Here is a 15,886-nt window from a genome sequence, read left to right on the forward strand (position 1 = left end):
CCCGGGGACGCTCACGGACATCGCGAGCCTGCGCGTCGGGGACACCGTCACGGTCGTCGCGGACGTCCGGCAGGCGGTCGTGCGCCGCGCGCGCTCGACGAACGCCGCGCGCCTGGAGGTCCAGATCACCGACGGGCGCAGCGCGCTCCAGCTCATCTTCTTCGGCGGGGCCCGGCACCACGAGCGCCTGCTCGTTGCGGGGAGGCGCGGCCTGTTCACCGGGCAGATCTCGGCGTTCGGCGGGCACCTGCAGCTCGCGCACCCCACGTACGAGATGTTCGACGACGACGGCGAGGGGGAGCGTGTCGCGGTCGAGCGGGCCACGTGGCCCCGGCCCGTCTACCGGGCAGGGTCCGGGCTGGACACGACGAAGATCGCCGCGGCCGTCCGGACGGTGCTCGGGACGCTGCGGGACGAGGACGTCGTCGACCCGGTGCCACCGGCCCTGCGGGAGGCGCGCGACCTCGCGGACCTGCACCGCACGCTGCGCGACGTGCACGAGCCGCACACGGCGGACGACTGGCGCCGCGCGCGCGACCGGCTGCGGTACGAGGAGGCGTTCGTGCTGCAGGCCGAGCTCGCTCGCCGCCGTGCCCGGGCCGCGGCTGAGCCCGCGACCGCCCGGCCGCTCGTCACCGACGGGTTGCTCGCCGCGTTCGACGCCCGGCTCCCGTTCACGCTCACCGCCGGCCAGCAGGAGGTCGGCGCCACGATCGCGCAGGAGCTCGCCCGGCCCGTGCCGATGCAGCGGCTCCTGCAGGGCGAGGTCGGCTCGGGCAAGACCCTCGTCGCGCTGCGGGCGATGCTCCAGGTCGTCGACGCCGGCGGCCAGGCGGCCCTGCTCGCGCCGACGGAGGTGCTCGCCGCGCAGCACGCGCGCTCGCTGCGGGCGCTGCTCGGCGACCTCGCCGAGGGCGGCATGCTCGGCGGCGCGGACACCGCGACGCGCGTCGCGCTGCTCACCGGGTCGCAGGGGACCGCCGCGCGCAAGGCGGCCCTGCTCGACGCCGCGAGCGGCGCCGCCGGGATCGTCGTCGGGACGCACGCGCTGCTGTCCGCGACCGTGCAGTTCGCCGAGCTCGGCCTCGTGGTCGTCGACGAGCAGCACAAGTTCGGCGTCGAGCAGCGCGACACGCTGCGCGCCAAGGCCGCGACCAGCCCGCACCTGCTCGTCATGACGGCCACGCCGATCCCGCGCACCGTCGCGATGACCGTGTTCGGCGACCTCGAGACGTCGGTGCTGCGCGAGGTGCCCGCCGGGCGCAGCGGCGTGACGACGCACGTCGTACCGGCCGACAACCCCGTGTGGATGTCCCGCACGTGGGCGCGCGTGCGCGAGGAGGTCGGCAAGGGCGGCCGCGCGTACGTGGTGTGCCCGCGGATCGACGGCGACGACGACCAGGGTGCCGACGACGCCGACCTGGTGAGCGACGAGCCGGTCGACGCGGACGGCCCCGACGAACGGCCGCGCCGCCCGCTGCGCGCCGTGCTCGACGTCGCCGCGGAGCTCGCGCAGGAGCCCGCGCTCGAGGGGATCGCCGTCGGCGTGCTGCACGGCCGGATGGCGCCCGACGACAAGGACCGGGCGCTCGCGGACTTCGCGTCGGGCCGCGTGCCGGTGCTGGTGTCCACCACCGTCGTCGAGGTCGGTGTGGACGTGCCCGAGGCGACCGCGATGGTCATCCTCGACGCGGACCGCTTCGGCGTCTCGCAGCTGCACCAGCTCCGCGGCCGCATCGGCCGTGGCTCCGCGCCGGGGGTGTGCCTGCTCGTCTCCGCGGCGGAGCCGGGCACGCCCGCCGCCGAGCGGGTCGACATGCTCGCCCGCACGTCCGACGGCTTCGAGCTCGCGAGCTTCGACCTCGAGCAGCGCGGCGAGGGCGACGTGCTCGGCGCGTCGCAGTGGGGCGGCTCGTCGTCGCTGCGGCTGCTGCGCGTGACCCGTGACGGCGACGTCATCGAGCGCGCACGGCAGGACGCCCGGGACCTCGTCGAGGCCGACCCGGAGCTCACGGCGTGGCCGCCGCTGGACGAGGCGATCCGGGTGCTGCTCGCCGGCGACCGCGAGGAGTTCCTCGACCGCGCGTGACGCGCTCGTCGTCCGCCCGCGGGGCGGCCCTCCCGCGCCGGAAGCGCGGCCGGTGCGCGGCCGTTGCGGTGCCGGGAGCGCGGCCGGTGCGGTGCGGGAAGTGCAGCCGGTGCGGCGCGGGAAGCGCGGTCGGCGCGGGGCCGGCGCGTGCGGGACTGCCCCGCGCGCGGTCTACCCTGGCGGGCGTGTCGAAGCCCGTCGTGCGCGCCCAGGACCTGCTCGTCGGCTACGGCGGGGCGCCCGTGTGCGCGCCCGTGTCGTTCACGCTCGCCCCGGGCAAGGCCGTCGCGCTCGTCGGGGCCAACGGCTCGGGCAAGTCGACGGTGCTCAAGTCGGTGCTCGGGCTGCTGACGCCGGCGTCCGGCACGCTGCGGGTGCTCGGTGAGCCGGTCGACGAGCGGGACGTGGAGTTCCGCACCCGGGTCGCCTCGGTGCTCGACGACGACGCGTACTTCCCGGCGCTGACCGTCGCCGAGCACCTGTACCTGACCGCCCGCGGCCACGGCGTGCTCGGTGCCCAGGCGGTCGTCGACGAGCTCCTGGAGGAGTTCGGCCTCGCGGACCACCGGACGGCGCTGCCCGTCGCGCTGTCGTCCGGCCAGCGCCGTCGCCTGCTGCTCGCCGCGGGCTTCGCACGCCCCCGCTCGCTGCTGGTCCTCGACGAGCCCGAGCAGCGCCTCGACCGGGCGATGCGCGACCGGCTGGCCCAGCGGCTCCTCGCGGAGAAGCGCGACGGCGGGGCCGTCCTGCTCGCGACGCACGACCCGGACCTCGTCCTCGCGGTGGCCGACCGGGCGGTCGTCGTCGCGGACGACGTCAGCCGCCTCGTGGACGCCCCGCAGGCTGCCCGCTTCATCAGCCGGGAGAACCCGTGAGCGACGAGGCCGTCGCCGCCGTCGCCCCGGCCGAGATCGGGGAGGTGCCGTCGGCGCGCGCGATCCGGCGGTACACCGCGCAGGCCGCGAACGCCCGCGGCGGCGCGGGCCTCGGCACCGTCCTGTCCGACGTGTACTTCGCCGTGATCTCGGTCGCGATCAGCGTGCTCGTCGCGCTCGGGTTCACGCGGAACCTGCGGCTCGACGTGCACCCGTCGACGCACGTGGAGACGTCGTGGGACCTCAGCCTCCCGGCGCTCGTCGCGATCGTGCTGCTCGCGGGCGCGGGCGCCCTGCTCTCGGTGGCCGGGCGGCTCGGACCGGTCGGCGCCGGGGGAGCGGAGGCCGCGTGGTGGCTCGGGCTGCCCGTCGACCGGCGCGGGCTGCTGCGGCCCGCGTCGCTGCGGCTGCCCGCCCTGGCCGGGGTCGTCGGCGGGGTGGTCGTCGCCGTGCTCGAGTCGGGCCTGCTCGCCACACCCGGGTCGACGGTCGGGCGGGCTGCGCTCGCGGGCGTCGTCGCCGGTGCGGGCGTCGTCCTGGTCGCGGGCGTCGCGCAGTCCGCCGGAGCCCGTCGGCGCACGATCGCCCTGGTCGGCGACCTCGTCGCGCTCGTCGGCCCGGTCGCCGCGCTCGTCCTGGTGCTCACCGGCGCCGAGCTCCCGGCGCTCACCCCCGGCTGGCTGGTCGTCGGGCTCGTCGCGGCCGCCGTGGTCGCGCTCGCGGTCCTCGTCGACCGGCGGCTCGGCCTGATCCCCGCCCGCTCGCTGCGCGAGTCCGGCTCCGTCGCGACGCAGGCCGTCGGCGCCGTCGTCTCGCTCGACTCGCGCGAGCTCGGCCGGGCGCTCACCGACGGCGCGCTGCCCGCCGCCCGGCGCCGCGTGTCACGGCTGCGCACGGTCCGCGGGGCCGCGTCCGCGCTGGTCACGGCCGACCTCGTGGTGCTGCGCCGCTCGACGCGGCACGTCGTGCAGCTCGTCGTCGCGGCCCTCCTGCCGGCGATCGTCGTCGCCGTCCCGCAGCTCGCGAGCCCGCCGGGCGTCCTCGTGGCGCTGCTCGTCGCCGGGTACGTCGCGGCGAGCGCGACGGGCGAGGGTGCGCGGCGTGCGGAGATGGCCCCGATCCTCGACCGCCTGCTGCCGCTCGAGGCGCGCACGGTGCGACGGCTGCGCATGGTCGTGCCCGGCGCGGTGATGCTCCTGTGGTCGCTCGTCGCGTTCACCGCGGTCGGGCTGTGGGCCGACCGGCTCGTGGGCTGGCTCGCGCTCGCCGTCGCGTCCGCGCCCGTGTGGGCCGCGGCCACCGTCCGCGCCGCCTACCGGTCGGCGCCCGACTGGTCCGGGCCGCTCGTCTCGACCCCCGCCGGTGCGCTGCCCGGCGGTGTCGCCGCGGTCCTCGCGCGCGGGCCGGACGTCGTCGTCCTCGGGCTGCTGCCGGTGTGGATCGCGGTGCTCATCGGTCGCACGGGAACCGTCCTGCTCACCGCGCAGCTGCTGTTCGCCGTCATCGCGGTCGCCGTCGCGTCGTCGATCGAGACGCGCCCCCTCATGGAGCGGATGATGGCCGCGCAGGAGCCGGAGAAGCGCCCGTGACGCGCATCGTGTCGGGCGCGGCCGGCGGGCGCACGCTCCAGGTCCCGAAGCGCGGCACGCGCCCCACGAGCGAGCGCGTGCGCGAGGCGCTGTTCTCCCGCCTCGAGCACCTCGGCGTCGTCACCGACGCCCGGGTCCTCGACCTGTACGCCGGCTCGGGGGCGCTCGGGCTCGAGGCCGCGAGCCGCGGCGCCCGGGCCGTCACGCTCGTCGACGCCTCCCGCGAGGCCGCCGAGGTGTGCCGGCGCAACGTCACCGCGCTCGGTCTGAGGGACGTCACGGTCGTCGCGGAGCGGGCCGAGCGGTTCGTGCAGCGTCCCGTGGTCGCGCCCTGGGACCTCGTCCTCGTCGACCCGCCGTACGACGTCACGGAGGACGACCTCTCCGCGGTGCTCGCCGGGGTGGCGCCGTCCGTCGCCGCGGACGGCGCGCTCGTCGTGGAGCGGTCCTCGCGGTCGCCCGAGCCCGGCTGGCCCGACGGCTGGGAGGGCGTCGAGCGGCGCGTCTACGGCGAGACGGTCGTCTGGTTCGGCGAGCAGGGGCCGGACCCGGCCTGACGCGCCACCGACCGCCCGTGCCCGGCTCGCCGACCGCCCCGACGGGCGGTCCGCGGTGGCTGGCCTACCCTGGCCGGGTGACCACAGCCGTCTGCCCGGGCTCCTTCGACCCGATCACCCTCGGCCACGTGGACGTGGTGCGGCGCGCACGGTCGATGTTCGACGAGGTCGTCGTCGCCGTGGCCCGCAACTCCGCGAAGACCCCGCTGCTCGCGGCTGACGACCGGGTCGCGCTGGCCCGTGCCGCGCTCGCGGACCTCGACGGCGTGCGGGTCGAGACGGTCGACGGCCTGCTCGCCGACTTCGTCCGCGACCTGGGCGCGGCGGCGGTCGTCAAGGGCCTGCGCAGCGGCGCCGACTTCGACGCGGAGCTGCCGATGGCCCTGATGAACCGTCACCTGTCCGGGGTGGAGACGGTGTTCGTGGTCGGTGACCCGGCGCTCGCGCACGTCGCGTCGTCGCTGGTCAAGGACGTGGCGCGCTACGGCGGGCCGATCGACGACCTGGTGCCGGCGGGTGTCGGCGACGCGGTGCGCGAGGCGCTCGCGCGGACCGGAGGGAGTGCACGATGACCGACGAGGACGCGACGACCCGCCCGGAAGGGCTGACCGGGGTGCTGGACGCCATCGCGGCCGCGGTGACGGGGGCGCGCGCGATGCCGATGTCGTCCTCGGTGCTCGTGAACCGCGCCGAGATCCTCGACCTCGTGGACCAGGCGCGCGACGTGCTGCCGACGCAGCTCACGCGCGCCGACCAGGTGCTCGCGGACGCCGACGAGGCCCGGGCGCAGGCGCGTGCGCAGGCGGACCGCATCCTCGACGACGCGCGCGCCCGTGCCGCGGAGCTGGTCGACCAGGAGGCCGTCGTGGTCGCGGCACGCGAGCGGGCGCAGGAGATCCTCGCCGAGGCGGAGAGCAACGCGCTGGTGCTGCGCCGCGACGCCGACGACTACTGCGACCGTCGTCTCGCGGACTTCGAGATCGACCTCGGCAAGGTGCTGAGCCAGGTGCAGGCGGGGCGGGCGAAGCTCGCCGACCGGCTGGACGACGAGGGCGTCGCGACGACCTGACGCGCGACCTGCCGCTGATTTGGGCGGCCACCCTCGGGTGTCGTAGAGTTGGCGGTTGGTCCTGCCGGTCGTGGCGTGGACCGAGATCCAGACGAGGGGACCATCGGCCGTGCAGCGCCCTGTTCACCTCGATCCCCGTTCGCCGTTCGTGCTCGACACCCACGAGCTCGGTCGACGTCCGGGATCGACGCGGACCGTGCAGAGGACGGTCGGTGCCCCCGAGGACCTCGGTACCGACGTGATCGGCGTCCCTCCCGGGACCGACATCGAGCTGGACCTCCGGCTCGAGGCGGTCATGGAGGGTGTCCTGGTCTCCGGATCCGTCCGCGGCCGGGCGATCGGGGAGTGCGTGCGCTGCCTGGGTGAGGTCGTCGACGACGTCGACGTGTCGATCCAGGAGCTGTACGTCTACCCCGAGCGCGCGGCGGTCGCGGTCGAGGACGGCGACGAGGACGAGGACGTGCGTGAGCTGGAGGGCGATCTGATCGACCTCGAGCCCGCGCTGCGGGACGTGGTGGTGCCGGCTCTGCCGTTCCAGCCGCTGTGCCGCCCCGACTGCCCAGGTCTGTGCTCCGAGTGCGGAGCGCGCCTGGCGGACGACCCTGACCATTCGCATGAGACGCTTGACCCTCGCTGGTCCGCCCTGAGCGGGCTCGCCGGCAAGGTCGACGAGACGAAAGAGAGCTAGCCGTGGCGGTTCCGAAGCGCAAGATGTCGCGCAGCAACACCCGTGCGCGTCGGTCGCAGTGGAAGACCACTGCCACGACGCTGACCTCGTGCCCCGTCTGCAAGGCGGACAAGCAGCCGCACATCGCCTGCCCGTCGTGCGGTGCCTACAACGGCCGCCGCTACGCCGAGGCCGTGCGTTCCGAGCACGAGGCTCGCTGACACCCACGCTCGTCGTCGTGACGCACCTGACAGCCCTGTGACCGGGATGAGCGCCGCGGCCGACCGGCTTCTCGAGAAGCTCGGGGTCCACCTGGACCCCGAGCTTCTTGTGCTGGCGCTGACGCACCGGTCGTTCGCGCACGAGGCGGGCGGCATCCCGACGAACGAGCGCCTGGAGTTCCTGGGCGACACCGTGCTCGGGCTCGTCGTCACGGAGTCGCTGTACCGGCGGCACCCCGACCAGCCCGAGGGCTCCCTCGCGAAGATGCGGGCCGCCACGGTGTCGCAGCGTGCGCTCGCCGGTGTGGCGCGCGACCTCGAGCTCGGCACGTTCGTGCTGCTCGGCAAGGGGGAGCTCGCGACGGGCGGCCCGGACAAGGACTCGATCCTGTCCGACACGCTCGAGGCGATCTTCGGCGCGGTGTACCTCTCGCACGGGCTCGAGACGGCCCGCACGGTCGTCGACCGGTTCGTCGGGCCCACCCTGGACGCCGCGGCGGTCCTCGGGGCGGGGCTCGACTGGAAGACGTCGCTGCAGGAGATGTCCGCCGCCCTCGGCCTCGGCGCGCCGTCGTACGAGGTCGTCGGCGAGGGCCCGGACCACGCCAGGACGTTCACGGCGCGCGCGATCATCGCCGGTGAGCCGCGCGGTGCCGGGACGGGACCCGCGAAGAAGCTCGCGGAGCAGCACGCCGCCGAGGACGCCTACCGGGCGCTCGAGGCGATCGCCGCGGCCCGCATCGCCGACGACGAGGCGGTCGACGTCCCGGTCGAGGGCTGACCGGGTGCCCGAGCTGCCCGAGGTCGAGACCGTCCGGGACGGGCTCGCGCGGCACGTCCTGGGCCGGACGGTCACGGGTGTCGAGGTGCACCGCGACTACAGCGTGCGCCGGCACGAGGGCGGCCCGCCGGACTTCGTCGGACGGCTGCGGGGCCGGCGGCTCGACGCGGCCGTGCGACGCGGCAAGTTCCTGTGGCTGCTGCTCGACGGGGACGACGACGCCCTCATGGCGCACCTCGGCATGAGCGGGCAGCTGCTCGTGCGCTCCGCGGTCGCGCTCGACGACGGGGCGCGGCACCCGCACCTGCGCGTGCGCCTGCTGCTCGACGACGACTCGGCGCTCGACTTCGTCGACCAGCGCACGTTCGGCCACCTGAGCGTGGCCGACCTGCTCCCCACGCCCGACGGGGCGCCCGGCGGTCTCGGGTCGCCGCGTCCGCAGGTCCCCGAGCCCGTCGCGCACATCGCGCGCGACCTGCTCGACCCGGCGCTCGACCACGCGCGGCTCGTCGACGCGTTCCGCGCACGACGCACGGGCGTCAAGCGCGCGCTGCTCGACCAGACGCTCGTGTCCGGGGTCGGGAACATCTACGCCGACGAGGGCCTGTGGCGCGCGCGGCTGCACTACGCCCGGCCCACGGACACGCTGCGGCGCGCGGAGGTCGAGCGGGTGCTGGACGGCGCCGCCTCGGTCATGACGGAGGCCCTGGTGCAGGGCGGGACGAGCTTCGACGCGCTGTACGTCAACGTCAACGGCGCGTCGGGGTACTTCGACCGGTCGCTCGCGGTCTACGGGCAGGAGGGGCGCCCGTGCCCGCGCTGCGGCGCGCCGGTGCGGCGCGACGAGTTCATGAACCGGTCCGCGTACACGTGCCCCGTCTGCCAGCCGAGGCCGCGGCGCGGGCGCTGGTGACGACCGGCCGGTCGGGGCGGTCAGCGCGCGACGACGTTGCGCAGAGTCCCGCCGGTGACGAACGCCGCGAGGTTCTCGGCGACGAGCGCCCCGGCGCCCACCGGGCGACCGCCCGCCGCGTGCGGGCTGACCAGGACCCGGGGCTCGTCCCACAGCGGTGAGCCCGCGGGCAGGGGCTCGACGTCGAACACGTCCAGGGCGGCCCCCGCGATGCCGCCGGACCGGATCGCGTCGAGCAGCGCAGGCTCGTCGAGCGTCGCTCCCCGGCCCACGTTGACGACCCAGGCGTGGGACGGCAGCAGGCGCAGGACGTCCGCGTCGACCGCGTGCCGGGTGGCCGGCGTGGCGGGCAGCAGGCTGACCAGCAGGTCGGTGCGGGGGAGCAGGTCGGGCAGCGCGTCGGTCGCGACGACCGGGTAGCCGTGCCGTTCGCCGGCGGTGGTCGCGATGCCGGTGACGTGGGCGCCGAGGGCGTCGAGCAGCGGGGCGAGGCGTGCGGCGATCGAGCCGAACCCCCACACGGCGACGCGTGCGCCGTCGAGGGAGCGCAGCGTGTGGGTCGGGCGGACCGGCTGGAGCCCGCCGAGCTCGCCCGCCCAGCGGTGCGCGTCCTGCGCTCGGACCAGGTCGGGAAGCCGCCGGACGACGGCGAGGACGAGCGCGAGCGTGTGCTCGGCGACCGGCCCGTCGTGCAGGCCGCGGCCCGACGTGACGACGACGTCCGGTGCGAAGCCCGCGTCGAGGACGGCGTCGGGGCCGGCCGCGAGGGACTGCACCCAGCGCACGCCGCTGAGGCGCGCGGCGGCGTCGCGGAGCTGGTCGGAGCCGTTGCCCCAGGCCACGAGCACCTGCGCGTCGAGCGCGTCGTCGGGCAGCGGCACCGTCGGGTCGTAGCGGACCGCACGGACGCCGTCCGGAAGCTCAGGCGACTCGTCCAGCGTGGTGGGCAGCAGAACCGTGATCACACCTGGATACGATGCCACCGTGCCGTCCATCAGCATGCCGTCGAAGCCCGGGCCGATCACCGTGATGATCGTCGACGACCACGAGGTCGTGCGACGAGGCATCGCCGAGGTCGTCGAACGCACCGACGGGATGACCGTCGTCGCCGAGGCCGGGTCGGTCGCCGACGGCGTCCGCCGCGCCGGGCTGGTCCGCCCCCAGGTCATGCTCGTCGACCTGCAGCTGCCCGACGGCACCGGCATCGACCTCATGCGGGCGGTCCGCGAGACGCAGCCCGAGGCTCGGGCGATCGTGCTCACGTCGTTCGACGACGACGACGCGCTGGCCGCGGCTCTCGAGGCCGGCGCGGCGGCGTACCTGCTGAAGTCCGTGCGCGGCGCGGAGATCACCGACGTCGTGCGGGCCGTCGCGGCCGGCCGGACGCTGCTCGACGAGCGGACCGTGACGCGGCGCAAGGCCGGTCACGAGGACCCGACGGAGAACCTCACGCCCAGCGAGCTGCGCGTGCTCGACCTCATCGGCGAGGGCCTGTCCAACCGGGAGATCGCCGAGCGGCTCGGCGTCGCCGAGAAGACCGTGAAGAACCACATCACGTCGCTGCTGGCGAAGATGGGGCTGCAGCGCCGGACGCAGGTCGCGGCGTGGGTCGCGTCCCGCAAGCACGCCGGGTGGCGCGCCGAGCCCGGTCACTGACCCGACGGACCGCCCCGGACGACGGGGCGGTGACGGGGGACCGGGCCGCGGCGCGCCGCGTCAGGCGCCCACGTAGGCCGCGAGGTGCTCACCGGTGAGCGTCGAGCGGTCCGCGACCAGGTCGGCCGGGGTGCCCTCGAAGACCACCCGCCCGCCGTCGTGCCCGGCGCCGGGCCCCAGGTCGATGATCCAGTCGGCGTGCGCCATCACGGCCTGGTGGTGCTCGATGACGATGACGGACTTCCCCGAGTCGACGAGCCGGTCGAGCAGGCCCAGCAGGTTCGCGACGTCCGCGAGGTGCAGGCCCGTCGTCGGCTCGTCGAGGACGTAGACGCCCCCCTTCTCGCCCATGTGCGTCGCGAGCTTGAGCCGCTGCCGCTCGCCGCCCGACAGCGTCGTGAGCGGCTGGCCGAGGCTGAGGTAGCCGAGGCCGACGTCCGCGAGCCGGTCGAGGATCGCGTGCGCGGCCGGCGTCCGGGCGTCGCCCGTGCCGAAGAACTCCTCGGCCTCCGTCACGGACATCGCGAGCACCTCCGCGATGTTCTTCCCGCCGAGGGTGTACTCCAGGACGGCGGCCTGGAAACGCCGGCCCTCGCACTCCTCGCAGGTCGACTCGACGGTCGCCATGACGCCGAGGTCGGTGTAGATGACGCCCGCGCCGTTGCAGGTGGGGCACGCGCCCTCGGAGTTCGCGGAGAACAGCGCGGGCTTGACGCCGTTGGCCTTCGCGAACGCCTTGCGGATCGGGTCCAGGAGGCCCGTGTACGTCGCGGGGTTGCTGCGCCGGGAGCCGCGGATCGCGCCCTGGTCGATCGTCACCACGCCGTCCCGCCCGGAGATCGAGCCGTGGATGAGCGAGCTCTTGCCCGAGCCGGCGACGCCCGTGACCACGCACAGCACGCCGAGCGGGACGTCGACGTCGACGCCCTGCAGGTTGTGCGTCGCCGCGCCGCGGACCTCCAGCGCCCCGGAGGACGTCCGCACCGACGTCTTGAGGGTCGCGCGGTCGTCGAGGTGGCGGCCCGTGATGGTGCCGCTCGCGCGCAGGCCCTCGACGGTCCCCTCGAAGCAGATCGTGCCGCCGCCCGTGCCCGCGCCCGGGCCGAGGTCGACGACGTGGTCGGCGATCGCGATCGCCTCGGGCTTGTGCTCGACGACGAGCACCGTGTTGCCCTTGTCGCGCAGCTGCAGCAGCAGCTCGTTCATGCGCTGGATGTCGTGCGGGTGCAGGCCGATCGTCGGCTCGTCGAAGACGTACGTGACGTCCGTGAGGGACGAGCCGAGGTGGCGGATCATCTTGGTCCGCTGCGCCTCGCCGCCCGACAGCGTGCCCGCGGGGCGGTCGAGCGACAGGTAGCCCAGGCCGATCTCCGTGAACGAGTCGAGCAGGTGCTGCAGGCCCTTGAGCAGCGGCGCGACCGACGGCTCGTCCAGGTCGCGCACCCAGGCCGCGAGGTCGCTGATCTGCATCCGGCACACGTCGGCGATGCTCTTGCCGCGGATCTTCGACGAGCGGGCCTCAGGGCTCAGGCGCGTCCCCTCGCACTCCGGGCAGGTCTGGAACGTCACGGCCCGCTCGACGAACGCGCGGATGTGCGGCTGCATCGCGTCGACGTCCTTCGACAGGAAGGACTTCTGCATCTTCGGGATGACGCCCTCGTACGTGACGTTGATGCCCTCGACCTTGATCTTCGTCGGCTCGCGGTACAGCAGGTCGTGCAGCTCCTTCTTCGTGTAGTCCCGGATGGGCTTGTCCGGGTCGAAGTAGCCGGAGCTGCGGAAGATGCGGCCGTACCAGCCGTCCATCGTGTAGCCGGGGATCGTCAGCGCACCCTCGTTGAGCGACTTGTCGCCGTCGAAGAGCGCCGTGAGGTCGAAGTCGTTGACCGCGCCCATGCCCTCGCACCGCGGGCACATGCCGCCGAGCTGGTGGAACGTCGCCTTCTCGGTCTTCGTCTTGTCGCCGCGCTCGATCGTGATGGCGCCGCTTCCGGTCACGGACGGCACGTTGAACGAGTAGGCGTTGGGGGAGCCGATCTGCGGGTCGCCGAGGCGGCTGAACAGGATCCGCAGCATCGCGTTGGCGTCCGTCGCGGTGCCCACCGTCGAGCGGGGGTTCGAGCCCATCCGCTCCTGGTCGACGATGATCGCGGTCGTCAGGCCGTCCAGGTAGTCGACGTCGGGACGCGCGAGGCTCGGCATGAAGCCCTGCACGAACGCGCTGTACGTCTCGTTGATCATCCGCTGGGACTCCGCGGCGATCGTGGCGAACACCAGGGAGCTCTTGCCCGACCCGGACACGCCCGTGAAGACCGTCAGGCGCCGCTTGGGCAGCTCGACGCTGACGTCCTTGAGGTTGTTCTCCCGGGCACCCTGCACGCGGATGAGGTCGTGCGCGTCGGCGGCGTGGCGCTCACTCGGCCGCGTCGCCTCGGCGTCGGTCCTCGTGGCCGTGGTCATCGTGCCTCCAGGTCTCGGGGCTGCGAACGCTGCATGGCGACACCCTAGGGCGGCACCCCCACACCGGCGCTTCTCGATTCCCGACGGATCCGGGCGACGACGTCGTCAGCCGAGCGGGGCCTGCCAGGTGAGCAGCGTGCCCCGGCCGTCGGGCGAGGCGCCCAGCGTGAACGACCCGCCGTGCTGGCGCGCGCGCGACGCCAGGTTCCCCGTGCCCGAGCGTCGGTCGCGCCGGGCGGGCAGGCCCGCGCCGTCGTCCTGCACCTCGACCAGCACCCGGCCGAGCGGGCTCGTCCCGTTGACCGTGATCCGGACCGTCACGGACGACGCGTGCGCGTGCCGTGCCGCGTTCGCGAGCCCTTCGCGCACCACGGCGACGACGTCGTCGGTGAGCTGGGCGCCGACGCGGTCGTCGAAACGGTCCTCCTCGAACGGGTCGTCGGCGAGAGCGGCGCCGTCGAGCGACAGGAGGACCGACGGCGCGAAGCCCAGCCCCGTGCGGGCGAGCGACGCCTCGCGCCGCAGCCGCTCGACGAGCCCCGTGGCCGCGTCCGGGTCGCGCAGGGCGTAGACGATCTCGCGGATCTGCCGCACCGAGGAGTCGACGTTGTCGAGCGCGTCGTCGACGATGCTCAGCAGCTCGCTCGGGTCGACACCGCGCGCCGCGCGCCGCTTGACGGTCTCGAGCTGCATGCCCGTCGCGAAGAGCTGCTGGATCGCGAGGTCGTGCAGGTCGCGCGCGATGCGCTCACGCTCGTCGAGCAGCGCCGCGACGTCCTGCGCGTGCCGGGCCTCGGCGAGCACGAACGCGAGCGCGGCCTGCGACGCGAACGACTCCGCGGTCACCAGGTCGCCGTCCTCGAACGGGGGCTCGCCGATGCGGCGCAGCAGGATGAGGACACCGACGCCGCGTCCCGACGTCTGCATGGGCGCGTACATCGCCGACCCGAACGCGCGCATCGCGGGCACCTTGACGCTGCGCGACTCCGACAGCGACGGCGTCAGCAGGCCCTTGCCCTCCGTCATCACCGTCCAGGCGCGGCCGCCCTCGGGCATGACCGTGCCGATGAGCTTGTCGGCGTCGTGCCCGTCGACGAGCTCGATGAGCAGACGGCCGTTGAGCCCCGGCAGCGCGAGCGCCGCGGTGTCGGCGTGCGCGACGTCGCGGGCCGTCGCGGCGATGTGCTCGAGCGCCTCCTCCTCGTCGATGCCCTCGAGGAGCACCGTCGTGATGTCCTGGCCGGCGCGCAGCCAGTGCTCGCGGCGGGACGACTCGGCGTAGAGCTGCGCGTTCGCGACGGCGACACCCGCGGCCGCGGCCAGCGAGATCACCATGCTCTCGTCGCCCTCGGTGAAGCCGCCCTCCTTCTCCGAGAGGTACAGCTGGCCGTAGACGCGGTGCCCGGTGCGGACCGACGCGCCGAGGAACGACCCCATGGGCGGGTGGTCCTTCGGGAAGCCGCGGAACGCCGGGTGCTGCGTGAGGTCGTCGAGCCGCAGCGCACCCTCGGGCGGGATCTGGCCCAGCACGCCGAGCGCGTGCGGCGCGGTCCGCAGCATGCGCGCGACGGCCGTCGGGACGCCCGCGTACACGAACGTCGTCGAGCTCCCGCTCGCGTCGAGCACGTTGATCGCGGCGTACCGCGCACCCGTGAGCTCGGCGCTGACCTGCACGAACCGGTTGAGGACCGACGGCAGGTCGAGCTCCGCCGCGACCGACAGGATCGCGTCGAGCAGGTCGGCGACGCCGTCGCCCGTGAGGTCGACGACCTGCTCGTGGTCGACCTCCGCGAGGACGCCCCGCGCGAACGGGGTGCCGACGACGAGCCGCTCGACCGGCGGTCGCTCAGCCATGAGCCGTGCCACCCATCGGTCCCGTCCGGGTTCGCGCACCGTCGCCCTCCCCGGCGTCGCCCTGCTCGCTGTCCAGGGCCACACGGTAGCCCGGGACGCGCCCGGCGAGGTCGGTGTGCGTCCCGCGCGCCGCGACCCGCCCGTCCTCGAGCCACAGGACCTCGTCGGCGGCGCCGAGCGCGGAGAGCCGGTGCGTCACCAGCAGGACGCCGCGGCCGGACGTACGGGCCTCGTCGAGCAGCGTCCCGACCAGGCGGTCCGCGGTCGCCGGGTCGAGGTGCTCCGCGGGCTCGTCGACGAGCAGCAGGGGAGCGGGCGCGAGCAGCGCCCGCGCGAGCAGCAGGCGCCGCCGCTCACCGCCCGACACCGTCCGCGCGTCCGGGCCGACGAGCGTGTCGAGCCCCTCGGGGAGCCCCGCGAGCCACGCGCCGAGCCCGACGCGGTCGAGCGCGGCGGTCGCCTCGGCCGGTGTCACGTCGCCGCGCGCGACGCGCAGGTTCTCCAGCACCGACGTGCCGAACACGTGCGCGTCCTCGGTGACGGCGACCACGGCGGCGGCGACGTCGTGGCGGGGGAGCGCCGTGAGCGGCGCACCGTCCAGGTCCAGCGCACCGCCGACGGGCGGCACCAGACCGGCCAGCGTGAGCAGCGTCGTCGTCTTGCCCGCGCCGCTCGGGCCCGCGACGGCCACCGACCGTCCCGGGTGCAGGACGACGTCGAGGCCGTCGACGACCACGGGCCCGTCGGGCCAGGCCGTCGCGACGCCGGACGCGTGCAGGACCGGGCCGTCGGTGGTCGCGTCGACACCGCGCGAGGTGACGGCGTCGGTGGTGGCGGCGTCCGCCGTCGTAGCACCGGCGCCAGCGGCCGTGTCGGGACGCTCCGACGTCCCGCTCGGCACGGGGGGCGCGACCGTCGCCCCGGTGTCCGGCGCGGCGGCGTCGTCGAGCAGCGCGAGGATCCGGGCCGCCGCGGCGCGCGACCGCTGCACCTGGATCGCGGCGGCGGGCAGCAGCGACGTCGCCTCGAACGCGGCGAGGGGTGTGAGCACGACGACCGCGAGCTCGACCGGCGCGAGGAGCCCCGCACCGACCGCCGGCACGCCCGTGACGAGCGCGGCGAGGACGGCGAGCCCCACGGCGAGCTGACCGAGCG

15 protein-coding genes are annotated in these 15,886 nt (G+C 75.1%); 11 read left to right on the forward strand and 4 right to left on the reverse strand.

Annotated features, from left to right (window positions below):
- From CBZ_RS03950 to mutM, 10 genes are all read left to right on the forward strand, one after another.
- On the forward strand, positions 1-2,089 hold a 2,089-nt coding region (locus CBZ_RS03950), incomplete at its 5' end, for an ATP-dependent DNA helicase RecG (protein ID WP_130780299.1).
- A gap of 185 nt (positions 2,090-2,274) precedes the next feature.
- The gene (locus CBZ_RS03955; RefSeq protein WP_130780300.1) at positions 2,275-2,964 is read left to right on the forward strand and encodes an ABC transporter ATP-binding protein; all 690 of its coding nucleotides are present in this window, start codon (positions 2,275-2,277) and stop codon (positions 2,962-2,964) included.
- The gene (locus tag CBZ_RS03960; RefSeq protein WP_130780301.1) at positions 2,961-4,553 is read left to right on the forward strand and encodes a DUF6297 family protein; all 1,593 of its coding nucleotides are present in this window, start codon (positions 2,961-2,963) and stop codon (positions 4,551-4,553) included. Before CBZ_RS03955 ends, CBZ_RS03960 begins: the two co-directional genes overlap by 4 nt.
- Complete coding sequence (gene rsmD, locus CBZ_RS03965; protein WP_130780302.1) at positions 4,550-5,110, forward strand: 16S rRNA (guanine(966)-N(2))-methyltransferase RsmD; 561 nt, start codon at positions 4,550-4,552, stop codon at positions 5,108-5,110. Before CBZ_RS03960 ends, rsmD begins: the two co-directional genes overlap by 4 nt.
- A 77-nt stretch (positions 5,111-5,187) precedes the next feature.
- Positions 5,188-5,682 carry a pantetheine-phosphate adenylyltransferase gene (gene coaD / locus CBZ_RS03970; protein WP_130780303.1) on the forward strand — a complete coding sequence of 165 codons (495 nt, stop codon included), beginning with the start codon at positions 5,188-5,190 and terminating at the stop codon, positions 5,680-5,682.
- Entirely contained in the window at positions 5,679-6,179 is a 501-nt protein-coding gene (locus CBZ_RS03975) for a hypothetical protein (RefSeq protein ID WP_130780304.1), read from the forward strand. The genes coaD and CBZ_RS03975 overlap by 4 nt, the downstream gene beginning before the upstream one ends.
- Before the next feature lie 109 nt (positions 6,180-6,288).
- A complete protein-coding gene (locus CBZ_RS03980; protein WP_130780311.1) occupies positions 6,289-6,867 on the forward strand; it encodes a YceD family protein in 579 nt (192 codons plus the stop codon).
- Positions 6,868-6,869: 2 nt separating this feature from the next.
- Positions 6,870-7,067, forward strand: coding sequence for a 50S ribosomal protein L32 (gene rpmF, locus CBZ_RS03985; protein WP_130780305.1), 198 nt, complete (start codon positions 6,870-6,872; stop codon positions 7,065-7,067).
- A gap of 46 nt (positions 7,068-7,113) precedes the next feature.
- Positions 7,114-7,848, forward strand: a complete 735-nt coding sequence (gene rnc, locus CBZ_RS03990; RefSeq protein ID WP_130780306.1) for a ribonuclease III — start codon at positions 7,114-7,116, stop codon at positions 7,846-7,848.
- A 4-nt stretch (positions 7,849-7,852) separates the two neighbouring features.
- Complete coding sequence (gene mutM / locus CBZ_RS03995; protein ID WP_130780307.1) at positions 7,853-8,761, forward strand: bifunctional DNA-formamidopyrimidine glycosylase/DNA-(apurinic or apyrimidinic site) lyase; 909 nt, start codon at positions 7,853-7,855, stop codon at positions 8,759-8,761.
- Positions 8,762-8,781: 20 nt separating this feature from the next.
- Here the strand turns inward: mutM and CBZ_RS04000 are convergent, their stop codons facing one another.
- On the reverse strand, positions 8,782-9,756 hold the full coding sequence (locus tag CBZ_RS04000; protein ID WP_130780313.1) for a phosphoglycerate dehydrogenase: 975 nt from the start codon (positions 9,754-9,756) through the stop codon (positions 8,782-8,784).
- 4 nt (positions 9,757-9,760) lie between these two features.
- Between CBZ_RS04000 and CBZ_RS04005 the strand changes: the two genes are divergently transcribed.
- On the forward strand, positions 9,761-10,417 hold the full coding sequence (locus tag CBZ_RS04005; RefSeq protein ID WP_130780312.1) for a response regulator: 657 nt from the start codon (positions 9,761-9,763) through the stop codon (positions 10,415-10,417).
- 60 nt (positions 10,418-10,477) lie between these two features.
- Here the strand turns inward: CBZ_RS04005 and CBZ_RS04010 are convergent, their stop codons facing one another.
- From CBZ_RS04010 to CBZ_RS04020, 3 genes are all read right to left on the reverse strand, one after another.
- Positions 10,478-12,877 (reverse strand): ATP-binding cassette domain-containing protein, encoded by a 2,400-nt coding sequence (locus CBZ_RS04010; RefSeq protein ID WP_130780308.1) that lies wholly within the window; start codon positions 12,875-12,877, stop codon positions 10,478-10,480.
- Positions 12,878-12,982: 105 nt separating this feature from the next.
- A complete protein-coding gene (locus CBZ_RS04015) occupies positions 12,983-14,731 on the reverse strand; it encodes a GAF domain-containing sensor histidine kinase (protein ID WP_130780309.1) in 1,749 nt (582 codons plus the stop codon).
- Positions 14,724-15,886: ATP-binding cassette domain-containing protein (locus tag CBZ_RS04020; protein WP_130780310.1), on the reverse strand; the 1,163-nt coding region annotated here is incomplete at its 5' end. The genes CBZ_RS04020 and CBZ_RS04015, both read right to left, overlap by 8 nt.

The organism is Cellulomonas biazotea (assembly GCF_004306155.1).
Taxonomy (GTDB): domain Bacteria; phylum Actinomycetota; class Actinomycetes; order Actinomycetales; family Cellulomonadaceae; genus Cellulomonas; species Cellulomonas biazotea.